This is a genomic window from Paenibacillus sp. FSL W8-0919, from assembly GCF_038003785.1.
Taxonomy (GTDB): Bacteria; Bacillota; Bacilli; order Paenibacillales; family Paenibacillaceae; genus Paenibacillus_AQ; species Paenibacillus_AQ lactis.
On sequence record NZ_JBBOPV010000001.1, the window covers coordinates 2,939,914 to 2,963,589 of the forward strand.

A 23,676-nucleotide genomic window follows, 5' to 3' on the forward strand; every position below is an offset into this window, starting at 1 on the left:
TTAGCAACCCGCACTAGATCTATTCAATAGATAATTAACTAGAATTATTTGGTTGTTCGCCCCGAAAAAAAGTTCAGAATATCCGGGCTGTCATGTAAATAGAGATGAATATACGCTCTCGTAAGCGTATACAAAATCTGGATATTTACTAGATGCTGGGGCAGCCAAAGGGAGGGAGAACAATTGAAATCATTCAAGAGAGGACTGGGGTTCGTAACTACGACCTTGCTGAGCGTTTCCATGCTGTTCGGTTGCGCGGGGGGCAAGGATACGCCCGATGATGCGGGAAGCGGGGGGACCGATAGCGGAGGAAAGACCGTCATTAACGTTACGTTCCGGGATGACGGGATCGGCGAGAACGGTTCGTTTTATAAATGGCTTAAGGAAATGTCCGCAGCCTTTCCGGACAAAAGCGTCGAGATCCGGCCGGCACCGATCCAGGCCTCCGAAGGCGACTATTTCGCCAAGGTTGCACTGGCGCTGAAATCCAAGGATACCGCGCCGGATATCGTCACGGAGGATACCTTTATTTTGAACTCCGATGCCAGCGCCGGCTACCTGGAGCCGCTTGACGAACGATTGACGCAGTGGGAGGACTGGGGCAACGGCTCGTTCATCGAGGCGATGAAGAAGGGCGTGACCGCCAGCAACGGCAAGGTGTACGGCGTTCCATACAATACGGATTCGCGGGGATTGTGGTATAACAAGGACATTTTCAAGCAGGTCGGGCTTCCGGAGGACTGGCAGCCGAAAACTTGGGAGGATGTGCTGAATGCCGCCCGTACGATTAAGGAGAAGGCGCCGGATATCGTGCCGATCTGGATGAACATGGGCAAGGCGACCGGCGAAGCGACTTCCATGCAGACCTATGAGATGCTGCTCTACGGAACGGGCGAGCGGTTATACGATGATGCAAGCGGCAAATGGATCATCAAAAGCCAGGGTATCCTGGATGCCCTGACATTTGTAGAGACGGTCAACAAGGAAAAGCTCGGGCCGCCGCTGTCGAAGGTATTGAACGGTCAGGCCGGGAATACCGCATCCCGGGAGTATTTGCCGCAAGGCAAGCTGGCGATATCGCTTGACGGCTCCTGGATTACGGGCAACTATCTCGAAACCGGGGCCGCGCCTTGGCCGGAGTATAAGGATGTGCTGGGGTTCGCGCCGATGCCGACCAGCCAAGGCCAGGCTCCGGGCTCGATCACATTGGCCGGCGGGTGGGCGCTGTCGATCCCAAGCAACTCCAAGAACAAGGAGAAGGCCTGGGAATTCATCAAGTTTGCCTTGAACAAAGAAAATACGCAGAAGCTGGTCATGTCCTCGGGCAACATTACGGTCCGCGCCGACGTGGCGAAGGATCCGGAGTATACGAAGATGCCGTTTAACGAAATCGCGACGGAATATTTGCAGAATGCGGAATTCCGTCCGGCACAGGAGAAGTATCCGGAGGTGTCGACGCAAATCCAAACGATGGTTGAATCGGTCGCCACGGGCACCTCGCCGGCTGATGCGATGAATAAATACGCTCAGGACGTTACCCGGATCGTCGGCGCGGAGAAGGTTATAGAGAAATAACCAGGCCCATCCACAATCGTTTAAATGGATGCCAACGCTTGCTCAAGGTCCCGATCGTTAAGGGAGGCCTTGGGCAGGCGGCTTTTCACGATCATCAGGAGAAAAGGGGAGAGCTCACGCATGAGCAGTCTAACGGCGAACGACGCTTTGAATAAGCGCAAACCATCGTACCCTTGGCTCTTTTATCTGCTTCCCTCGATTGCGATCATGCTTGTGTTTTTTATTTATCCGATTCTGCTGACCTTCTATTATTCGTTCACGAACCTGGCGTTAACGGGCGAAGCCGCGAGAGAGCTGAAATTCATCGGATTTGAGAACTATGCAAGAATGTTTCAAGACCCTACCGTTCGCATCAGCATATGGAATACGCTCGTATTCCTGATCGGCTCGGCCGTCATTGGACAGCAGGTGCTCGGCTTCCTGATCGCGCTGCTGATGAAGCAGCGAAACCGGACATTTCGGCGGGTCATCGGCACGATTGTCCTCGCCGGATGGGTGACCCCGGAAATCGTATGCGCCCTGTGCCTGTACAGCTTCTTCGGCGATGAGGGCACTTTGAATGCCATCATCGGCTTCTTCGGGTTCTCCGAAGTGACGTGGCTGTTCACGGTTCCGATGCTGACGATTATTTTGGCGAATATCTGGCACGGCACCGCCTTTTCCATGCTGGTGTTCCAAGCCGCGCTCGACGACGTCCCGAATGAGATCGAAGAAGCGGCAGTCGTCGACGGGGCGTCCAAATGGAAAATCTTCACGAGCATCATCATTCCGTATATTAAAGGGACGATCACGACAAATATGATGCTCGTCACGCTGCAGACGCTCGGCGTGTTCGGGCTGATCTATGCCATGACCGGCGGAGGGCCTGGCAATTCGACGACCACGCTGCCGATCTTCATGTACAACCAGGCTTTTGTCAATTACCAGCTGGGCTATGGAACCGCGATCTCGCTGCTGCTGCTGCTGATCGGCATCGTGCTCAGCCTTCTGTATATTCGATCGATGAAAGAGTAAAGCGGGGGTGAAACGATATGAATGCCAAACAACGCAAGCTCGTGTATCGTATCCTGCCGTATGCCGTCCTTGCCGGAATCGGGATATGCTTCCTGCTGCCGCTGCTGTGGGTACTCGTAGCATCCGTCGATCCGAATGCGATGCAATCGCTGAAGATGCCGAGCCGCATCACCGGGGCGAACTACGCGGAGGTCATCACCAGCAGCGAGAATCAGCGGGCGTTCCTGATCGGCCTTATCATGTCGCTTGGCCAAGCCGTACTGGTTGTTCTGCTTGCGCTGCTCGCCGCTTATCCTTTATCCAGGTATCAGATGAAATATAAGAAGCCTTTCATGCTGACGATTCTGTTCATGACCTCGCTTCCGATAACAGCCGTTATGGTGCCGGTTTACCAGCTGTTCCTGGGGCTGAAGCTGTATGACAATATCTTCGGCGTCATCCTGTTCTATGTGGCGTCGTCCATGCCTTACGGCATCTGGATGATGAAAAATTTCATGGATTCCGTGCCGAATGATCTCGAAGAAGCTGCCTGGGTGGACGGGGCTTCGGTGTTTACCGGCATCCGCAAGGTCGTTGCGCCGCTGATGGTCCCGGGCATCTGCACGGTCGCGATCTTTACCTTCTCCGGCAGCTGGGGCAATTTTTTCGTGCCGTATATCCTGCTCCAGTCTCCGGAAAAATTTCCGGCATCCCTCAAGCTGTACCAGTTCTTCGGACAATACGGCATGGTCGAATACGGCAGTCTTGCTGCATTTTCGGTGCTGTATGCCATACCGGCGATCATCCTGTACATTTTGTCGCAGCAGTTTATGTCGAAGGGCTTCGGGCTCCAAGGCGGAACGAAGGGGTAAGCGACACTCAAAAAGGCACCTCCTTGCAGCCGTTCGGCTGCAAGCGGGGTGCCTTTCCATTCATATTTTGAAAGTGCGTGTCAGTACAGCCGGTAAACTCTGGCTTCATAGGGGCGAAGCTCGATCTGGTCTTGCCGTTCGTCCGGCACGGGCTCGTAATTGGAAATCAGCAGCTCCTGCGATAAGCCGCGAAGGTCCTTCGGCCACTCCATCCTAGGCATGTCGTCAAAAAAATTAAGGATCACGAGAATGGTATCCTGCTCCCATGTACGGGTGTACACATACAAATCGGGATCCAGGGGAAGGAGCAGCTTATATTCTCCGTACACTAGCGCTTTATGCTGTTTACGAAGGGCGATCAGCTGCCGGTAGTAATGGTAGATGGATTTCGGATCTTTCATTGCTAATTCCACATTCACTTCCGTATAATTCGGGTTCACCTTGATCCATGGTTCTCCGGTCGTAAATCCAGCCTGAGGGCCGCCATTCCATTGCATGGGAGTACGGGCATTATCCCGGCTCTTTGCGCGAATGGCCGCCATGATCCGGTCATTCGGCTTGCCTTGAAGCTGGGATTGCCCGTAATAATTCAGGGTTTCGACGTCCCGATAATCGCTGATGGTCTCAAAGGCTGCATTGGTCATCCCGATTTCCTCGCCCTGGTAAATATAAGGGGTCCCTTCCAAGGTAAGCATGAAGGTTGCCAGCATCTTGGCGGATTCGACGCGGAACTGCTGATCATTGCCGAATCGGGATACCGGTCTTGGCTGGTCGTGATTGCCCAAGTAGTTTGCATTCCAGCCCTGGTTATGAAGGGTGGTTTGCCAGCGGCTCATAACTTTTTTAAGTTCAAGCAGGGTCCAGGACCGGGCTTCCCATCTCCCGGTTCCCATCGAGACGGAATCCAGTGTCATATGTTCAAATTGAAACACCATATCCAGCTCGTGCCGTTTATCCCCAACGTATTGCAGCGCCTGTTCCGGGCCAAGGCCCGAGGTCTCCCCGACCGTCATAATGTCGTAATCCATCAGCACTTCCTCGTTCAGCCTTCTCAGCAAATCATGGACTTTTTCCAAATTCGAAAAAAGCTGATAGGCCCTCACGACCGGCAGATGCTGCGGATTATCGGCATTAGGCAATCCCTTGGCTTTCACGATATGAGCGATGGCGTCAAAGCGGAAGCCGTCAACTCCCTTTTCCAGCCACCACCGGATCATGTCGTACAATTCGTTGACCATTTCTTCGTTTGCCCAGTTGAGATCCGGCTGATGCTTGGAATACAGATGCATATAATACTCGCCGGTCTTCTCATCGAACTCCCACACCGAGCCGCTGAAATAGGACTCCCAGTTGTTGGGGAACAGGCCGTTCACGCCCTTGCGCCAGATATAATAATTCCGTTTGGAATTATCGATTGAGGACCTCGACTCTATGAACCAGGGGTGCTTGTCAGAGGTATGGTTCAACACAAGATCCATCATGATTTTCAAACCTCTTGCATGTGCTTCCCATAAGAGCTCGTCGAAATCCTCCATCGTCCCGAACGCCGGATTGATCGCATAATAATTGCTGATATCATAGCCGTTATCCATTCCGGGAGATTCGTAGATCGGGCAGATCCATAGGACATCGATGCCGAGATCCTTTAAATAATCGAGCTTGGAAATAATTCCGCGAAGATCGCCTTTCCCATCCCCGTTGCTATCTTTGAAACTGACGGGATAGATCTCGTAGACGACCGCCTCCTTCCACCAGGCTTCCAGCATTCGCCATTCCTCCTGTCCGTCTAGTAAGTGGTCGAACCGAATAACTCAGCCTTGTCCCCCTTGAAAAGCGGGGTATTTGGTCATGCCGCCGTCCGCAAACAGGGTAATGCCCGTGACATAACTGGATTCAGAAGACGCCAGCCATGCAGCTGCGGCGGCAATTTCCTCCGGCTTGCCGATATACCCAAGCGGAATCAGGGCTTCAACACTCGCCTTGGCTGCAGGATCGGAAAATTTGGCAGCATTGATCGGGGTGTCGATTGCCCCGGGTCCAAGGTTATTGACCCGGATTCCCTTCGGCGCGAATTCCAGCGCCAGCGTTTCGGTCATCATCTTGATCCCGCCCTTGCTAGCGGCATAATGGAGAAAATGAGGCCATGGAATCCTCTCGTGTACGCTCGAAACGTTGATAATCCGTCCCTTGATCCGGTGTTCGAGCATGTAATCGATTGCCTCACGGCAGCCTAGAAAGGCCCCCGTTAAATTCACGTCAAGCACTTTTCTCCAGTTATCCAGTGTCAAATCCTCGGAAGGCACCTCGTTTTCGATGCCCGCGTTATTCACCATGACCTCCAAGGAGCCGAAATGATGATGAGCGGCGGCTACCAGCTTCTTCACATCCTCCTCCTTGGTTACGTCGCCATGCACGCCAATGGCTTTTCCGCCGAAGGATTCAATCTTCCGTACGATGGAGTGCACTTCATCCTCGCTGCTGAGGTAATTGATGACTACGTTCATTTTTTCTTGACCGAATCTCAGAGCGATTGCGCGCCCGATGCCGGACGAAGCGCCGGTAATAACGGCCGTGTTTCCCACCAGATCTTTGTACACCATGCATACCTCCTATCGACCGTGTAATGGAATACAATAATATAATTAACCGGATTTCTTCCTTTTCAATATGGACGAGTGGGATCGAACCGCCGATAGATGATGACAGTCCTGAAGCATGATGTCTGTATACGTTTTCTTTTTTGGAAGTATTTGTTATACTTCATTGCAAGTGATTAGCGTGTTTTGTGCGTGGACGCCGGATTCGTTAATTTGGGGAAGTTCGAGAAAAGGGATCTGCGGAGCAGAAGGGTAGAAGGGGAGAGGGGCAGAAAGCTAGAAGGGTTAAGAGCAGAGGAGCAGAAGAGCTGAAGAGTGTAGGCTCTAACAAAGGAGGAATATGTGCTATGGCAGTCAAACGAATTATGGCTAATATTGAAACGGGACGAATTGCGGAAGCTAAACGTTTCTATCAGGACGTGCTCGGTCTGGAACTGCTGATGGATCACGGCTGGTTTGCTACCTACGGGTCGGCGGAAACGATGCAGGTACAGATCAGCTTTGCCGAAGAGGGAGGATCCGGCACGCCCGTACCCGACCTTTCCATCGAAGTCGACGATGTCGAGGCGGTGTTGGCCGATATGAAAAACGCCGGCTTCCCTGTCGAATACGGCCCAGTGGATGAGCCTTGGGGCGTTCGCCGATTTTTCGTACGCGATCCGTTCGGCAAGCTCGTCAATATTCTGATGCATTGAATCCATATGAGGCGACATCCATCCCGGCATGCATCGGACCACGCTTGAGTCCAGAAAGAGCGTACGTAATGATTCAAACAGCGCCGCCATGTTCCCGTTTGGCCTGCCGGCCGCGCGTAGTCTGTGATATACTGTTTATATAATAAACAATTTAATGGCTTATCGGGACTAACAGCCTTCGGAAAGGACGCATAGGTTATGTCAAAAGATAAAACGACAGAGCAGGATATCGGAGCAATGCTCCCCGGCGGCGCTGCGCTTAGCTGGGGATTGGTCAAGCCCCCTCAGCGCGGGCCGAAGAGGGAGCTGAGCATCCGGCAGATCGTTGACGCTGCAATCGAAATAGCCGATCGGGATGGGTTGTCCGCCGTTTCGATGAACCGGGTGGCATCGTCTTTAGGGTACACCGCCATGTCGCTGTACCGCTACATTCCCAGCAAGGACGACCTTCTGCTGCTCATGCAGGATGCGGTCTGCGAGGTTCCGCTTCCGGATGAGGATGCTCCGGATTGGCGGGACAACATGCGCCTATTCGTCAAATTAAGCATGCAGGTATTCCGGGACCATCCCTGGTTCGGCGACATTCCAATCTCCGGCGTGCCGATAACCCCGAACAATCTCCGGGTCATCGATTGGGGATTGCGCTTCATGAGGGATTTTCCGCTGAATGACTATGAAAAAATCTCTTTCATTCTGCTGCTGAGCAACTATGCGAGATCCAGCGGCCTCATCCAACGGGATATGGATCTTGCGCTCAAATCAGGGTCCACCGCGGAGCGTTTCAGCGGGACGGACTATACCTTGGCGCTGAAGGCGCTCGTGAAGCCCGAGCAGTTCCCGTTCCTGTACCCCGTCATCATGTCCGGCGTCTACACGGAAGAGAACCCGGGAGAGAATCCGATCGGGAACGACATTGATTTCGGGCTGGAGCGCATTTTGGACGGAATCGAGCACTATCTGGAAATGAAGAAGAAGGAGCAGGGGAAGGAGAAGGAGGAGGCTAACGGGTAGCGAGGTTCCGGAAATTATAAGTTTAAGAGATCGTGACAATAGGAAAGAAAAAATGCAAAAGCGATCCGATCGGATCGCTTTTTTTGTCCCTGATGGGAGAAGTCATGGACGATTTGAAATTGAGACTTAAGGAATACGCCAACTCCCGGGTGGCATTAGGGATGATGATATTGCTGCTTGTGACAGCCAACGCGAGATGTTCCCTTAGGAGAGGTCAAGCGTTTGCCCATATTACCGGCGGCCCGCTCTTCTGCGGAATGACCACATGCCCCATAGCAATGAGACGAGCAAAATGAGCAAGCACCACCCGATTGCCCATCCGATAAACTCGCGTATCGAAGCTCCCATCAGCAATCCGCGAAGGGACTCGATCACCGGCGTAATGGGCTGGTTGCTTGCAATCCACTGCAGCCATTCCGGCATCGTATCCGTCTTGACGAAGGCGCTGGAAAGGTAAGGCAGAAAGAGCAGGGCGAACCCGTAGCTCCCCGCTGCGGCAGGGCTGCCGGCGACCATGCCGATCGCCGCAAACAGCCAGGTGAAGGCGAGGATGAACAAGGCGATAAGGGCTACCGCGAATACCCAATCGAGTATGCCGGCAGTAGGCTTGAAGCCGACGAGCAAGGCAACCGCGAGCACAACGCCGGTTGCCAGCAGATTGCGGGCCAGACTAGCGACGACGTGTCCGGTAATGACACTAACGCTGCGAATCGGCATCGTCCGGAACCGGTCGATAATGCCGTTCGTCATATCTTGCGCGACGTCGACGGCCACCGAGGAGGAGCCGAAGCCCGCGCATAACAGAATAATTCCGGGCACGACGTAGTTTACGTAATCGCCGCTGGAATCGATCGCTCCGCCGAATACGTACGTGAACAGCAGCATCAAGAGCACCGGCAGCAGAATCGCCATCAGCATCGCATCCGCATTGCGGAGGCTGTGGCGGAGGCTGCGTCCGATAAAGACGCTTTGGGTAACGGCAAGCGATGTTTTCTTTGCGGTGTGAACAGGTTTGACAATCATACGATCTCCTCCATTTTCTTTTCAGTCAGCGCGATGAATACTTCATCCATGTTCGGCCTGTGGATGCCGACCCGCGTTTCCGTCGGAAGCTGGCGCATAAGCTCCTGAAGCGTGTTTGCAACATCCCCTATAGATCCGCTCGTGGGAATGCGATGAATGACCTCATCCTCCGCGTTCCGCAGCTCCAGTACCTCGCCCCCGACCCGGGATTTTAGCTCCTCCGGACTTCCTTCCGCCACGATATGCCCCCCATCAAGCACCGCAATCCGGTCGGCAAGCTGATCCGCTTCCTCCAGATATTGCGTAGTGAGGACAATCGTGATGCCTTGGCTTTTCAGCTGCAAAATCATATCCCACAGCGCGCGTCGGCTTCGGGTATCAAGCCCGGTCGTCGGTTCATCCAGGAACAGAACGGGTTTTGGCACGACGAGACTGATCGCCAGATCCAGGCGCCTTTTCATGCCGCCGGAAAAGGTGCCTGCGCGCTTGGATCGTGCCGATGCCAGATCAAAGTAAGCCAGCAGCTCCGTGCTTCGAATGCGGGCCTCTGCTCCCGTGAGTCCGGACAGCCTGCATATCATCCGAAGATTTTCTTCGGCGGTCAACACTTCGTCCACGGCGGCGAATTGACCGGTAAGACTGATCGATTGCTGTACCTTCTGGCGCTCCCGGCTCACATCGTACCCGTTAATTAGCAAGGTCCCCGCATCAGGAGTGACCAAGGTTGACATGATGTTGACCAAGGTGGTTTTACCGGCCCCATTGGGACCGAGCAGGGCCAACACACTGCCCTCCGGCACTTTCAGATCGATTCCGTCCAGCACCTGCTGGCTGCCGAACCGTTTGTACAGTCCTTGAATTTCCACGGCATATTTCCGCATGATCGACGCTCCTTTATTAATTGTGTATATAATAAACAGTTTATTTCTTAATCAGTATATTATATAAACAGTTTTATTTCAATATGATTTTTTTCGTTGGCGAGAGGTCCTATAGAGACAGGTATAAAGGAGGGGGCGATGAAGCCTCTTGATGAGATCATGCCGGTAATCCTGAGTTTCATTTTGGACGGAGGTTATTATTCTGTTCGTTCGAATTGAAGGCCCTGTATCAAGAAAATAACCAGCTTTGTTGCAAGGGCGATTAAAGGGGAGAGGAGCTGATAAAGGCAAGAAGCCTCCGCAAGGATGCAATGTACACATCCAGCGGAGGCTCAATCATGCTTGCCTGCAGTATGTTGTTATGACGGGTCTGCCCCGTCCTCAAGCTCAAGCTCGATGACGGTATTGCGTTTGTCCGGGAGCGGGAAGGTGAAGTGCTCCGGACGGGCAAAGCTGACGAATGCATCCTCGGTGAATTCGGCTGCACTCCACGGGCGGCCGAGCAGCAGCTCGTAGCCGTCAGCCAGAAGCCGGGCTTTCTTGACCTTGCCCGCCAAGCCGACGAGATTGATGGGCCCGATCGGCTCCTCGAAGACGTGGGCATACAGCTTGTTGCCTTTTTGGGTATACCGTCCCCATTCCGGCTTCGGAAATTCGGCGGCTGCGCATCCGTAAATGCTGTCGCTGTTGCGGCTCATCCAATCGCCGATTTCCGCGAGCACATCAAGGCTTTCCTTCGGAATGACGCCTTTGGCGTCCGGCCCGACATTAAGCAGCATGTTGCCGTTTTTGCTGACGCATTCCACCAGCTTGCGGATGATCGTGGTCGCCGATTTGTAGTTGCGGTCAGCGGCCGCATATCCCCAGTTATTGTTCAGCGTAATGCATGCCTCCCAAGGAATGGGTGCGCCCGTTACATCGACAACGCCATGCGGAGGGATGATCTGCTCGGGGGAAGCGAAGTCCCCGCTGTATATGGACGGCTCGGTCGTATAGATGCTTCCGCCGCTCTCGCCGCTGCCCTCCAGCCGATTATCGATCAGGATATGCGGCTGAAGCCCGCGGATCATCTTCATGAGCTCGGTAGCACGCCATACTTCGCCGCGCATATTGTCATATGAGAAGTCGAACCACATAATATCCAGTTTGCCGTAATCGGTCAGCAGCTCGCGGATCTGCCCGTGCATGTAGTCCAAATAGCGGTCAAAGTTGTTCGGATCCCGCTTAAAGGCTTCGTTTCCTCTCATCGGATGAATCCGGTCTCCGAAGGCGGGATAGTCCTCATGATACCAATCGATCAGCGAATAATAGAGCCCGACCTTAAGCCCTTCTTCCCGGAAAGCTTCCAGGAACTCTCTCACGAGATCCCGGCCGGCTTTGGTATTGGTTGCTTTATATTCGGTCAGCTTGCTGTCGAACAAGCAGAAGCCGTCATGGTGCTTGGCGGTCAGCACCGCATACTTCATGCCGGCTTTTTTGGCCGCCTTGGCCCATTCGCGAGGATTATAATCGACGGGGTCGAATTCATCAAAATAGGTCTGATACTGCTCGATGCTCATCTGTTCCGTGCTCCGGAGCCATTCGCCTCTAGCCGGGATCGAATAGAGTCCCCAATGGATAAACATGCCGAAGCGGTCGTTCTGGAACCAACGTACGCGTTCATTTCGTTCGAGGATGACTTGATTTTGCGAAGCGGTAGTTGTCGTCATAGGATCAACCTTTCGGTACTAGGATTTGTCGGGTTTGATTTTAACAAGAATATGTTAGTATGAATAGATAATTACTTAACTCTGACGGGTATTATAATAACTTTGAAGGAACATGGAAGATGAAGAGTGAACGAAGCGAGCAAGAAGCGATTCAGCAGATGCTCTTAAACATGCAGGTTCAAATTTTGGAAGCGAAGAAGACGCAATGCTGGCCGGAGTGGAGAGAGCTGGATTACACCGTGTCCTATAATAAGCTCTATTTCATCCTGGAAGGGGAGGGCTGGGTGAAAATCGGAGAGGAGGAGCTGTATCCGAAGCCCGGCCAATTGATTCTGATGCCGGCCCGGACGAAGCAATCCTATTCCACCATCAGCGACCGGCCGTTTCTGAAATACTGGTGCCATTTCTCGGCCGCCGTAGGCGATGCGGATGTGTTCTCATGGCTGGATGTTCCTAGGTGCTACGATCTGGAACAGCCGCTGGAGATGTCGCATTTGTTTCAAGAGCTGGTGGATGCCCATCATACCGAAACCGTTGCCGCCCGCTTGAAGGAGAAATCGGTTATGCTGGACATCCTCTCCAGGGTGTTCTCCGATCAGGAGCCGCAGATTCATTCGCACCGGACCGGGGACATGGAACGTCTTAATAAGGTGCAGCAGTATGTTAAAGATCATCTGCACGAGGAGATCACGCTGGAACAGATGGCGGGAACCCTGCATTTGCATCCGAATTACTTTATTAAATACTTCAAGCGCCACTTCGGGATCACGCCTCAAAAATATTTAAGCGTCAAACGGATGGAGCGCGCTAAGCTGCTGCTGCGGACAACAAGCCTCAGCATCAAGGAAATCGCCGATGCGACCGGCTTCGAGTCGGCGAATTATTTCTCGAAAACATTCCGGAAAGAGGTGGGCTACAGCCCTTCGGAATATCGAAACAATATCTGAGCGTCCATGGCAGCGGCGACGAACGGCTGCCGGGCAGGCAATACAAACTAGGCCAATCGGAACGTACTCCGATTGACCTTGTTTTTTTGCGTCACGTTCATCTGATCAGGGGATGCCTACAGCCCTTTGCCGCCCAGCGGTTTTAGCTTCAGGGGCTCCGCGCCGGCGATCAGCTTGCGGCCGCGCTGCAGCAGCTCCGATGTGTCCGCTCCCTGAAGGGAAGCGGCATGTGCCTCGGCGCTGCTCCATAATTCCGTGACCCATACCGCATTCGGATCGCTGTCCGAAACATTGACGATGTACAGCTCGCAGTCCGCATTATCGCTCAGCATGTCCGCAGCCTCAAGCAAAATGCCTGCCAGCTCGTCGCGCTTGCCCGGATGGGCAATTAATTTTCCGTACATGGCGAATTTTTCCATGGGTATCACTCCTCGTATGTCTTCATTTCAGTCAACAATGCCTCGTAATGCCGGGCCATGCCGCCCGCAACCTCCCACAGCCGCATGATCAGAGATCTCGGCTCGAGAACGGTCAGGGCTTTGCCATAAGGGAGCAGGAAGTAGGGGACATACGACATCAGGGAATCGGCGGCCAGCCGGAAATGAGCTTCTTCAGGCAGGCGCTTGACCAGGGTGTGCCCGAACAGCCAGTGCTGGCACAATTCGTTCAGCGTAAACTCATGGCCCCGGATGATGACGTATTCCAAGTTCTCCGCATTGCCGGTATCCGGAATCAAACCGCCGAGCAGTACATCCTTGGCCGAGAAGTTATCCGGCCGCTCAAAACGATGATCGGTCAGCTCCAGCCCGGACATGCGATCGACGCGGAAGCTTCGTACCTCCTGGCGTAATCGGCAAAAGCCGGCGGCATACCAATGGCCCTTCCAATGGACGATGCTGTACGGGTCGAATTCCCGGACGGAGGCGTCCTTCTCTCTTCCTTTGGAATAAGTCATCTTCAGCGTGATGCCATGTGCCGACGCATTCTCCAGCGTTCGGAGCAACGATCGGATCTCTTGGCTGACAGGGGGCTGAAGGACAGAGATGCCCCCGCCGTGCAGCTCGATCTGATGAAGCTGCTCCTCGTTCGTATAGCGCTTCAGCTTATGGATGGCCCGCTCCAGGGCTTCCGTAAACGGATAACCCGCTTCTCTTGCGAAAATGGAGGCATGCACGAGCGCTTTCTGCTCGTCCGCATCGAACATGAGCGGGGATTCGGCAAAGGCTCCGAGCAGCCGGTAGCCTCCGTTCGGTCCCGAATCCGCAATGATCGGCGCCCCGCTGGCGCATAGGGAATCGATGCAGCGATAGACCGTGCGGATATGAATTTCCAGCTCATCAGCGATTTGTTGAGCCGTTATTTTTCTGCCCGATCGAAGCATCCACAGGATGGACAGCATATTATCGGCTTTAGCCATCGGTGAACAGCCCCTTTCGCGAATCATGCCGGAAGCCAGTAGAGGCTCTTTTTGGTTTCCGATCCATTAAGGGGAATGCCGTTCAAGCAGCACAGCTCCGAATTCATGCCCTTAGTGGCCTTTTCATCGGGTACAACATCCTGAACGGCGCTCCCGCTTGTATCGATTGTATCGTCTTTAGACGAGCGGGTCCATGCCCTTGTCGATCCAGGTATCATAGGTCGGACCGTAAAGCTCAGGTATCCGGATGCCTGCCTGCCGCATAAGCACGGTCATCTGTCCGCGGTGATGGGCTTGATGGACGATGAGGAATTGCAACGACTCTCCGTTTCTCCATGCCTCTCCAGCGATATCATGCGACACGTATAGATCCTGCTCCGTCCACTGAGACTTCACGGCATCCAAAAAGGCACGGCTTACCCCGCGGTAGCTTTCCAGAATGACGCTCGCGGAATCGGGAATTTGCTGCTCCCGCGACGGGCCTTCAAAACTCAAACCGAGCATGCTCATATACTGAATCGACATGACCAGATGCCAGGCGAGCTGCCCTACGGAACGGTGCTGTTCCGTGATGGACTGCTTCAGCGATTCATCGGTCAAAGCGTTCATTACCCGCTCGGTGATTTGAACCTCTTTGGTCCATAGTTCGCAAAAATCCTCGATATTCAACATTCAACCAACCTCGCTTTTTTAGTGGGTTATCCATAGGGCAAGTATATTCCCGAATCCCTGACAGTTACGGTCAGTGATTCTTTGTTTGCACAGGCAATTCGGCAAACTGGAAGAATTTCACCGGGAGGATGCGTGCTATAATAACTGTAAAAAAGCGGGAGGGACTCGAAATTATGTCATCAGCAGATATTCAATTTACCGGAGGCAACAATATTGCACTGAAAATTCCGAAATTCAAATACGAGGAAACCGTAAGGTTTTACCGGGACGTTTTGAAGCTTCCGTATTTGGGGTTCAAGGACGAATCCCACGCGTTTAGCCTGGGCCCGAACACGCTCTGGCTCGATTGCAAGGACTCCTATCCTCAGAACGATGTGTGGCTGGAAGTGCAAGCGAATGATCCGGAACTTGCGAAGGACTACTTGCGGGAGCAGGGCGTTGATCGGCGGGACGAAGTGGAAATTTACGAAAATTCGAAGGGGTTCTGGATCTCGGATCCGTGCGGGACGATCCTTCGGGTTAATCCGAAGCCATAGGATCGTAGCGTAGAGAGCGGGGGATTCCGAAAAAAACAATAAAAAGCCAAGCGGTTCCGCGACCTTCCGAAAAGGCCGGGGAAACTTGGCTGTAACATTTGACATTGGATAGCAGGCTTATGGTCAAGGCTTCAGGACCACTTTGGTGCAGTCGTCCTCATGCTCATAGAAAATCCGGTAGGCTTCGCTGGCTTTCTCAAGCGGAAAGCGGTGGGAGATAATCTCGGTCGGATCGATCTCCCCGGCCGTGATTTTCTTGAACAGCTCCGGCATATAGTGTATGACGGGCGCTTGCCCCATCGTGAGCGTGACGTTTCGTTCGAAAATATGACCCAGCGGGAACATATTGTACAAAGATCCGTACACGCCGGTAAGCTGTATGGTCCCGAATTTCCGGACCGCTTCGATGGCGATGTCGATGGCGCTCAGCGTGCCGCCCTGGAGCTTCAGCTTTTGGCCGATGGCCTCCATCGCCGTTTTTTTGCCGTCCATACCGACGCAATCAATGACGATATCGGTACCGCCTTTCGTGATTTCGCGAATATACAAGCCCATATCATCGTAGTCCTCGAAATTATAGACTTCAGCCTGGTTCATTCGCTTGGCCTTATCCAGACGGTAGGGCACTCGGTCGATGGCAATGACCCGCTTCGCTCCCTTCATCCAGGCGAACTTCTGGACCATCAGTCCGACTGGCCCGCAGCCCAGCACCGTTACCGTATCACCCGGTTTGACGCCGGCATTTTCAACGCTCCAGTAAGCGGTGGGCAGCACATCGGAGAGGAGGAGCAGCGCTTCATCCTCAAGCTCGCACGATTCCGGAATGACCAGAGGCATGAAATTCCCGTAAGGCACCCGTAAATATTCGGCTTGGCCGCCGGGATAATTCCCGTAGCGCGCGGTGAAGCCGAGGTATCCGCCGGAATGGACATCCGGATTGCCGTTGGAGCTGTCGCATTGACTCTCCATATCGTGATTGCAGTAATAGCAGTGTCCGCATGATACGTTGAACGGAATCACGACCCGGTCCCCTTTTTTGACGCGGGTTACGTTGGAGCCGACTTCCTCCACGATCCCCATGGGCTCATGCCCGATGACATAATCCTTCGCCGCCGGCATACCCCCTAGATAAATATGAAGATCCGAGCCGCAAATCGCCGTCGATGTAATTCGAACGATGATATCGTCCTCGGTTTGGATGGATGGAGCCTCCACCTGCTTCACTTGAATGTCCTTGGCTCCCTGAAACGTAACTGCTCTCATCAAGAATCCCTCCTTAATCAAGATGCACTCGGAAATCTAATACCCGATATGTACATATAGAAACGAACTGCCAAGTCGGCAGGAGATTATTTTGAATCTGCCTCTGGCCATTATCATGCCCCTGCATGATTGTTCCATACGTGCATATCATGGGGCGGCCTGCACGTTTTGGCTAAAACGTACTGCTTTCGTATACGATACGATCGGCATGGGCACCTCATCGGTTTGTAAAAAAGCGGGAAAAAACAAAAACACGGATGCCCCGGTGGGACAATCCGTGCTCTTTATGCGTTCGTTCAGATGTGTGACTGTGTATAGGATGCTGGCAAAGGCTGGCAAGCATTGCGCATAATTAAACCAGCTTCATATACTCCACGATCGTCAGCAAGCCTTTATCGAAATTTTCCAAATTAAAATGTTCGTTCGGCGCATGCAGATTCTCATCCGGCAAGCCAAAGCCCATCATCACGGCAGGGGCGTTCAGCGTGCTGGATAGCTTCTCGACGATCGGAATCGATCCTCCGTCTTTCGTGAACAGCGCGCGTGTGCCGTACACGTTCTCGAAGGCGTCTGCGGCTTTCTGCAGCATCGGATGGGTGGGATCGATGTTGAAGGCGAATGCCTTTTCCTTCGGCTTGAAGGTAATCTTGGTGCCGACCGGGGTGTGGGCATACAGATGCTTCTCGATCACGTCGAGAACAGCCTGCGGATCCTGGTTGGCCACCAGACGGCAGGTGATTTTCGCATGAGCTTCCCTCGGAATGACCGTCTTGCTGCCTTCGCCCTGGAATCCGCCGTATACCCCGTTCAGCTCAAGCGTTGGGCGCGCGCCGACGCGTTCCACGAAGGAGAAGCCTTCTTCGCCGTAGAGGGAATCCAGCCCGAGATCCTTCTTGAGCTTCTCTTCGTCAAACTCCTGCTTGGCGAATTCCTCGCGCATTTCAGGGGAAAGCTCAAGCACGCCGTCGTAAAAGCCGTCAACCGCGACGCGGCCTTGCTCGTCATGAAGCGATGCCAGCAAGGACACCATCGCATGCAGGGCGTTCGGCACGCCGCCGCCGTATGTACCGGAATGAAGATCGGTGTTGGCTGTTTCAAGAGACAGCTCGAGGGAGCATAATCCGCGAAGGCCGGTCGAGATCGCAGGCTTGCCCGGAGCAAGCAGGGAAGTGTCCGAGATCAGAATCGCATCGGCAGCCAGCTTGTCCTTGTTGTTATCGAGATACAGCGGCAGGTTCGGGCTGGATACCTCCTCCTCCCCTTCGATACAGAACTTAATATTGACAGGCAGCTCCTTCTCCTGCTTCAAAATGGCTTCGACCGCCTTAACATGCAGAAACAGCTGGCCCTTGTCGTCGGTAGCTCCGCGTGCGTACAGCTTGCCGTTCCGTATCGCAGGCTCAAACGGCGGCGTCTCCCACAGGTGAAGCGGATCAACGGGCTGGACGTCGTAATGGCCGTAAATCAGCAGGGTCGGCTTTCCTTCCGCGTGGAGATAATCGGCGGTAATGATCGGGTGTCCGTCCGTCTGGTGAATTTCAACATGCTCGAGTCCCGCCTCGGTCAGCTTGCCTGCAAGCCATTCCGCAGCTTTAGCAACATCGCCTTTATGCTCGGACAGGGCCGAGATGCTCGGGATCGACAGCCATTCTTTCAGTTCGTTAAGATGAGTCTCCCGGTGTTCAGCGAAATACGCTTTATAATCAACGCTCATGATGGTTCCTCCTTCGATTTACATTGGCATTCGAAAGATGCCGTATCTTCTTATTCTAACCGTTTTTCGGCGAATGCGAAATATGAGGCGGAAGAAGGATGCCATTGGCTGGGACAGAAGCAAAGGATACGCCCGCATTTCCGCGGCGTATCCCGTCTTGTGAAGCCCTGATTAGAATTCCTCGGCAAAAATATCCCAGCCGTTTCCGATGACCTGACGACGGGGGAGCTGCTCCTGCGGCTGCCGCCCGGAGGAGTGTTGAAACTGGTGCTGGAAATGGCGCTCTTGCTGCTCGAGCAGCTGCTCCTGCTGCTGTTGAAACATATCGTAATAATCGCGTTTATTATGCTGCTGAATCATTTCGCCCTGAACCTGCCCTTGGTTCGGGCAGTCTTTCGGCGGGCCGATCACGACCGTATCCTTAATTGGCGCAAGGGTTTCTTTCACTTTCGCCTTATTCAGGCAGTACGTGTGCGCGAAGACGCTGGCCGGTGTCAGCCGCAGAAGATCGGACCCCCCGATGAACTCCGGAACCGGAGCGTCAAAGATGGCCAATAAATGCGTATCGTCAGCCGTAGCGATTTCGTAATGCCACCAGCCTTGAGGCACGAGGGCGACCTGACCCGGCGTAATCGGAAAATTCAACAGCTCCTTCGTAAACGGGTTGATTATGGAGACCGTTGCCGCGCCCGTGACGGCATACACTAATTCGGATGCGTTCTGGTGGATGTGCGGCTCCACGACATTGCCCCTGCTGAGATAGATATCCAGCAGCGAGGCATTGCCAAGCGTATTCAATTGGTTGATGGATAGGGAATTGATAAAGTTCTGGCTATCCTTCGTGAAAAATCGGTTTTGGTTGACGTCGTAAGTAAACCGTACAGACGGCGAAGTGAAATCCATATAAGACACTGCCATAGCTGCTTCCGCCCTTCTTTTTTCGGAGTAGGCATGAACCTATAGAATACGGTATGACGGTGGACAGAAGGGCGTGAGCCCATTTTTTTCGAGGCTGCAGGCTAAATGGCGGATTGCTTTGAGATAAAGCCATAAATATGACGGAGCGGCTCGTGTCTTTATCAAACCGAAAGACGGCTCTCGCTTTCATGAACCACAGCTTTCGCTTTCATAAATCACTGCGAGCCGTCTCCTAACGCGCCTGTTAATCAGGCGGCTGGCGATTCGGACAGCGGCTTTCTTCTCCCGGCGGAGAAGCTGACCAGCCCTGCTGCCAGGCCAAGCGCAAGCACAAGCGCCCCGAGCCATGGGTGGTATTGGAGCGTGGAGGATGCGTTGACCATGAAGCCGCCGGCGCCTGCGCCAGCCGCAAGACCAAGGTGAATGATAGACGTGTTCAAGCTCAAGATCAGGTTCGGAGAGCCCGGGGCCTGCTGGATGAAATAGCTCTGTACGGCCGGACCCGCAGCAAACATCGAGATGACCATCATGCCGATGAAGGGAAGGCCGATCAGAGGGGAGTGCAAGAGCGGGAGAATGGCGAATACCCCGATGTGGATCATCATGCTGGCGATGATGACTTTGGAAGCGCCGAACCGGTCCACGCCATATCCTCCAAGCTTTGCGCCGACGGCGCCCAAAACGCCAAACACGAGCATGACGATGCTGATTCCTGCTGGAGGAATCCGGAAGATATCCTGCAGAAATGCCGCAATGAAGGTAAATAACACCGAATTGCCGGATTCCCGGAATAGCGTAAGGAGCAGGGCGCTGACAATGACGACGCTGCCGAGGACCTTGAACTGCTGATGAAACGGTACCGGCTCATCTCCTTCCACATTAGGCAGGAGACGCGCGAGAAGGAAAACAATCAGCAGGCTGAGCAGGGCCAGCAGCAGGAAGATGGCCTGCCAGCTTAACGCATTTGCGATCATTATGCCGATCGGAACCCCAAGCACCATGGCGCTGCTGAAGCCGAGAACGATCGTTCCGATGGCACGGCCGAGATGCTCAGGAGGCGTCAGCTTAGCGGCCGCTCCCATGGCCGACACCAGATATACGCCCGAGCTCACGCCCAGCAGGACCCGGGATCCCATTAGCAGCCATATGTCATGGCTGGCAAAGGAAACGAGGCTTCCGGCGATATATACCAGGAGCGAGCCAAGCAGCACCTTTTTTCGGTCCATGCGTGCGGTAAGGGACACCAGGATCGGTGTTCCGATGGCAAAAGAAAGCGAATAGGCCGTAATCAATTGGCCGGCGAGCGCAAGCGAAATATGCAGATCCTCCGATATGGGGTATAAGATGCCGGAGACAACCAGCTCGGAGGTAGCGGTTAAAAACACCCCGAGCGTAACCAAATACATTGTGAGTCGGTTCATTCGAATCCATCCCTTCAGCTTTGTGGAATATCCGAGTTTACCGGATCATGGCTAGCACATGCCGATTCGGATGTTTAACATACGCGAGATCTCTTTGTGTTTGTATTATAAGTAAGCCCCATATATTATGTAAGAAGGCAAATAAAATAGATATTATCCAACTTGTTTGATTAACTAACGATTAGTAAGTTTGAGAGGAGGAATGAAGCAGTGAGCATGTTAAGGAATGAGGTTCAGGGAACAGAAAGCCATGCTGAGCAAGAGCAAATTCATCAGCCTCAAAATAACCATGGGGCTGGTGAAAACTCGGACCTGTACGATTTCAAGCACATCTGCACGGTTCTACAAATACTCGGCGCAAAATGGGCCTTTCTCGTCATCGCGCAGCTGGCGCAGGGACCTAAACGGTTCAACCAGCTTCATCGGGACGTCGCGGTCGTGAAGACGCAGTCCCTCACCAACGTGCTGCGGCATCTGGAGCTTTCCGGGATCGTCTCCCGGACGGTAATTCCGACCGTGCCGGTGTCGGTGGAGTACGCCCTGACGGCAAAAGGCATGGATTTCTTGGATTCATTGACGGCAATGGAGCGCTGGGCCAAGAAATGGGGAGCCGAGCCGCTTCGGCAGACCCAAACCTAACCGGCAGGCAGCCGGAAACAAGCTCAATTCACGGGATGTCACCCCAGGAATTGAGTTTTCTTTTTTATGAAAATTTCGTATTCTTATATATAACTTTTTCAAGTATGTGAGAACACTGGAGGTGAAATGACGGATTGGGAAAGCCGAAAGCCAACCTGCTGACCAAACTGCTGATTTCCTATTTTCTTGTGCTGTTGTTTCCGATTGCCATGATTTTGTTCTATTACTACCCATATTCCGCCGATGTCGTAAAGGAGAAGGAGCTGGACTGGAATGCGCATATTACCGAGCAGTTCATGACCTCAATGGATACGTTCACGCGGTATGTGTATAACCTGCCGTACGAGCTTGTCCAGAACCGCGAATTCAGGATGTACAAGGCGGAGGAGAGCGACTATCAGCGCGTGCTCATTGCTAATGAAATGAAAAAATACAACGCAACCGATGCCTTTATCTACAACACGCTGCTGTATGTGAAGAACATCGGTTATTTGTTTTCCAAGACTGGAAGCGCATACAGCGTGCAGGATTTGGCGATCCCTGGCGTGGGATTCTATTATGAGGACTGGCCGCATGAGGAGATGGTGGACACGCTGAACACATTAAACCAGCCCATCGTGCGCCCGGTGGAGAACGTCATTATTCCCGGCCATAACCGGCTGAGGCTGCTAACCTTTCTTCAGCCGCTCCCGGTCGGCGGCTCCAATTCCCCGGGCGCCGTCCTTATTATGGTCCGGGAGGACACGATCCTTCGGATGATGCGGTCGGTGTCCGAAATTTATACCGGGGATTTTTTTATTTTTGACAATGAAGGACGGCCTCTTGTCGCTTCAAACAAGAAGATCTACGAGGCGTCCGATGATATGTCGGCGCTCGTAAAGGGCATGGGAGCAGACCCGGGGGCCACATCCGGAATTGAGCGGATCAACGGGATTTCGTATCTCGTCTCGACGTCGGTATCGGATAAGAACGGTTGGAAATATGTGAGCCTGATTCCGGTGTCGGAATCGCTGCAGGGCCTTCGGACCATCCAATGGAACACGGCCCTCCTCGTCGGGCTTGTTTTGCTGCTTGAGGTTATCGTGGTCTACATATCCATCCGCAAAAATTATCATCCGATCAAGCGCCTTGTCGATGTGGCGGTCAGCTTGTTCGAGCCGCAGCAGCGAAGGCCCATGAATGAGATCGATACGATCCGCTATACGCTAAACGAGCTGTCCGCCGCCAACAGCAGACTTGACGAGAGGGTGAAGGGAACGTTGCCGATTATGCGGGACAATATTCTGTTCGGGCTCGTCGTCGGGCAATACGGGACATGGGAGGCGTTCGCGCAGGAGGCGGACAAGGTCGGAGTCGCGTTTGACGGTTCCCAGCCAGGCAGCGAAACCAAGCCTCAGGGCTCCCCATTTCACGATCCTCCATCTCCGATCGACCCGGCCCAAGAAGCACCACCTGCTGCTGTGCCGGTCGACCCAGCCCAAGAAGCATCATCGCCTGCTGCTTCGGTTCTTGAGACGATGCAGGGGGGCGATCCGGCTCTGCCTGGCGGTACCATTCTTACGGTGGCCGTGCTGGCGTGCGAATCCGAGGAAGAGTTCAATACTGCGGCGGATTTCTGCAGGCAAGCCGAGGATCGCTGGCCTGACGGCGTGAACGGATATTTTTGCAGAAGCGTGTATCATCATGAAATCGTCCTGATTTGCGCTCATCCACCGAGCTTTCCGCTTCAAGCTTTTTTGACGCAGCTTCAGGAGGAGCTCGTCGGCGCAGAGGGGACCCGGGTGATGATCGGTATTGGCAGGCCGGGAGATTACCGCTGCCCGAGGGCGGCGCAAACGTCATATTTGCAGGCGCTCCGGACGGTGGAGCATGTGCGGGTTCGCGAAACAGCGCCGGTGCTGACCTTTGACGAGATCGGAGCAACGCATTCGGGCGCCGTCTCTTACGTAGCCGAGATGCTGCAGTCGCTGGAGCTCTCCATCCTGAAGAACGAGCCCGAGATGGTGGCCGGCTTGACCGAACGGCTGATCGGGTATATCCGCAGTGACGGCATGCCGCCGCATATGATCCGAAGCGTGTATTTAAACACGGTGACCGTCATCATCAACGGCCTGCAGCGCTTCCGCCGCGAAGATCAAACCCTGCTGCGGCTGACAGACGCAGCCTTCAAGCCGCGTTATACCATGGAGCAAATGATCGGAATTATTCGCGAGAGCAGCTTGAAGCTGTGCGAATTCATCCGGGACACGGTCCCTGCCGCACGTACGGCGACACGGGAAGAGATCCTGGCGGTCATCGATGAAAAAGGGTTGGATCCGAGCTGCTCCCTGCAGCTGATGGCTGACCACTTCGGCATGTCCGTATCGAATTTCAGCCACCATTTCAAGAAAACGATGGGACAAAATTTCAAGGAATACATCGAGCGGCTTCGCATTCAAACATCGATTCAGCTGCTGCGGGAGACTGACGAAACGTTGGAGTCCATCGCTCAGAAGTCGGGATACACCAATACCTCGAGCTTTATCCGGGCCTTTAAAAAAATCATGGGCACCACGCCGGGGCAATACCGGAATACTCACAAAGATGCATGAGGACCGATGGCGTTGAGCCTGTCCGCCCAAAGGACGCTAGGCACGCGATTCTCTCCCGGCGCGCGCTGAAATAATGGCTGCTGGACGCTCATATTCGCTCGGACGACGCGGCATGCAGCTGACAATTTTTGAATATCTACAAATTTTGAATGTCCGCATAGAGAGGCAGATCCCTGATTTGCCTCTTCTTTGGCGATATAAG

General features: G+C 53.6%; 21 protein-coding genes. 9 read left to right on the forward strand and 12 right to left on the reverse strand.

What is annotated here, in order from left to right; all coding sequences use genetic code 11:
- The first annotated feature begins 183 nt into the window (after nt 1–183).
- The 3 genes from NST44_RS13060 (at nt 184) to NST44_RS13070 (ending at nt 3,440) form a co-directional block, all read left to right on the forward strand.
- On the forward strand, nt 184–1,575 hold the full coding sequence (locus NST44_RS13060; RefSeq protein WP_340899797.1) for an ABC transporter substrate-binding protein: 1,392 nt from the start codon (nt 184–186) through the stop codon (nt 1,573–1,575).
- A 120-nt stretch (nt 1,576–1,695) separates the two neighbouring features.
- On the forward strand, nt 1,696–2,589 hold the full coding sequence (locus NST44_RS13065) for a carbohydrate ABC transporter permease (protein ID WP_007127573.1): 894 nt from the start codon (nt 1,696–1,698) through the stop codon (nt 2,587–2,589).
- 17 nt (nt 2,590–2,606) lie between these two features.
- A complete protein-coding gene (locus tag NST44_RS13070) occupies nt 2,607–3,440 on the forward strand; it encodes a carbohydrate ABC transporter permease (protein WP_213613496.1) in 834 nt (277 codons plus the stop codon).
- An 80-nt stretch (nt 3,441–3,520) separates the two neighbouring features.
- Here NST44_RS13070 and NST44_RS13075 read toward each other — a convergent pair whose 3' ends face one another.
- Together NST44_RS13075 and NST44_RS13080 are read right to left on the reverse strand one after the other, a co-directional pair.
- Nucleotides 3,521–5,206: a glycoside hydrolase family 13 protein gene (locus NST44_RS13075; RefSeq protein WP_210095024.1), complete on the reverse strand. Its 1,686-nt coding sequence runs from the start codon at nt 5,204–5,206 to the stop codon at nt 3,521–3,523.
- A 45-nt stretch (nt 5,207–5,251) separates the two neighbouring features.
- Nucleotides 5,252–6,037, reverse strand: a complete 786-nt coding sequence (locus NST44_RS13080) for a glucose-1-dehydrogenase (RefSeq protein WP_040737978.1) — start codon at nt 6,035–6,037, stop codon at nt 5,252–5,254.
- Between the two features lie 347 nt (nt 6,038–6,384).
- On the opposite strand from NST44_RS13080, the gene NST44_RS13085 reads away from it, so the two are divergent.
- Nucleotides 6,385–6,732 carry a VOC family protein gene (locus NST44_RS13085; RefSeq protein WP_007127577.1) on the forward strand — a complete coding sequence of 116 codons (348 nt, stop codon included), beginning with the start codon at nt 6,385–6,387 and terminating at the stop codon, nt 6,730–6,732.
- Between the two features lie 198 nt (nt 6,733–6,930).
- A complete protein-coding gene (locus NST44_RS13090; protein WP_007127578.1) occupies nt 6,931–7,743 on the forward strand; it encodes a TetR/AcrR family transcriptional regulator in 813 nt (270 codons plus the stop codon).
- A 231-nt stretch (nt 7,744–7,974) separates the two neighbouring features.
- Here NST44_RS13090 and NST44_RS13095 read toward each other — a convergent pair whose 3' ends face one another.
- The 3 genes from NST44_RS13095 to NST44_RS13105 all read right to left on the reverse strand — a co-directional run bounded on the left by NST44_RS13095 (nt 7,975) and on the right by NST44_RS13105 (nt 11,356).
- Nucleotides 7,975–8,766: an ABC transporter permease gene (locus tag NST44_RS13095; RefSeq protein ID WP_007127579.1), complete on the reverse strand. Its 792-nt coding sequence runs from the start codon at nt 8,764–8,766 to the stop codon at nt 7,975–7,977.
- Entirely contained in the window at nt 8,763–9,647 is an 885-nt protein-coding gene (locus tag NST44_RS13100) for an ATP-binding cassette domain-containing protein (protein WP_007127580.1), read from the reverse strand. Before NST44_RS13100 ends, NST44_RS13095 begins: the two co-directional genes overlap by 4 nt.
- 359 nt (nt 9,648–10,006) lie before the next feature.
- Nucleotides 10,007–11,356 carry an alpha-L-fucosidase gene (locus NST44_RS13105; RefSeq protein WP_007127581.1) on the reverse strand — a complete coding sequence of 450 codons (1,350 nt, stop codon included), beginning with the start codon at nt 11,354–11,356 and terminating at the stop codon, nt 10,007–10,009.
- A gap of 119 nt (nt 11,357–11,475) precedes the next feature.
- Here NST44_RS13105 and NST44_RS13110 point away from each other — a divergent pair, with 119 nt between their 5' ends.
- Entirely contained in the window at nt 11,476–12,303 is an 828-nt protein-coding gene (locus NST44_RS13110) for an AraC family transcriptional regulator (protein ID WP_007127582.1), read from the forward strand.
- 116 nt (nt 12,304–12,419) lie between these two features.
- Here the strand turns inward: NST44_RS13110 and NST44_RS13115 are convergent, their stop codons facing one another.
- From NST44_RS13115 to NST44_RS13125, 3 genes are all read right to left on the reverse strand, one after another.
- Nucleotides 12,420–12,722: a putative quinol monooxygenase gene (locus NST44_RS13115; RefSeq protein ID WP_007127583.1), complete on the reverse strand. Its 303-nt coding sequence runs from the start codon at nt 12,720–12,722 to the stop codon at nt 12,420–12,422.
- A gap of 5 nt (nt 12,723–12,727) precedes the next feature.
- Nucleotides 12,728–13,720 (reverse strand): helix-turn-helix transcriptional regulator, encoded by a 993-nt coding sequence (locus NST44_RS13120; protein WP_340899803.1) that lies wholly within the window; start codon nt 13,718–13,720, stop codon nt 12,728–12,730.
- A gap of 177 nt (nt 13,721–13,897) precedes the next feature.
- Complete coding sequence (locus NST44_RS13125) at nt 13,898–14,392, reverse strand: DinB family protein (RefSeq protein WP_007127585.1); 495 nt, start codon at nt 14,390–14,392, stop codon at nt 13,898–13,900.
- A gap of 173 nt (nt 14,393–14,565) precedes the next feature.
- Here NST44_RS13125 and NST44_RS13130 point away from each other — a divergent pair, with 173 nt between their 5' ends.
- Nucleotides 14,566–14,928, forward strand: a complete 363-nt coding sequence (locus NST44_RS13130; RefSeq protein ID WP_007127586.1) for a hypothetical protein — start codon at nt 14,566–14,568, stop codon at nt 14,926–14,928.
- A 123-nt stretch (nt 14,929–15,051) separates the two neighbouring features.
- On the opposite strand, the gene NST44_RS13135 is transcribed toward NST44_RS13130, so the two are convergent.
- From NST44_RS13135 to NST44_RS13150, 4 genes are all read right to left on the reverse strand, one after another.
- Complete coding sequence (locus tag NST44_RS13135) at nt 15,052–16,191, reverse strand: alcohol dehydrogenase catalytic domain-containing protein (RefSeq protein WP_144867505.1); 1,140 nt, start codon at nt 16,189–16,191, stop codon at nt 15,052–15,054.
- A 352-nt stretch (nt 16,192–16,543) separates the two neighbouring features.
- Nucleotides 16,544–17,905, reverse strand: a complete 1,362-nt coding sequence (locus NST44_RS13140) for a dipeptidase (protein WP_213613492.1) — start codon at nt 17,903–17,905, stop codon at nt 16,544–16,546.
- Nucleotides 17,906–18,076: 171 nt separating this feature from the next.
- Entirely contained in the window at nt 18,077–18,823 is a 747-nt protein-coding gene (locus NST44_RS13145; protein ID WP_340899808.1) for a cupin domain-containing protein, read from the reverse strand.
- 248 nt (nt 18,824–19,071) lie between these two features.
- On the reverse strand, nt 19,072–20,244 hold the full coding sequence (locus NST44_RS13150) for an MFS transporter (protein WP_007127591.1): 1,173 nt from the start codon (nt 20,242–20,244) through the stop codon (nt 19,072–19,074).
- 210 nt (nt 20,245–20,454) lie between these two features.
- On the opposite strand from NST44_RS13150, the gene NST44_RS13155 reads away from it, so the two are divergent.
- Nucleotides 20,455–20,883: a winged helix-turn-helix transcriptional regulator gene (locus tag NST44_RS13155; RefSeq protein ID WP_007127592.1), complete on the forward strand. Its 429-nt coding sequence runs from the start codon at nt 20,455–20,457 to the stop codon at nt 20,881–20,883.
- A 134-nt stretch (nt 20,884–21,017) separates the two neighbouring features.
- Nucleotides 21,018–23,474: an AraC family transcriptional regulator gene (locus NST44_RS13160; protein WP_028406061.1), complete on the forward strand. Its 2,457-nt coding sequence runs from the start codon at nt 21,018–21,020 to the stop codon at nt 23,472–23,474.
- Nucleotides 23,475–23,676 lie beyond the last annotated feature (202 nt).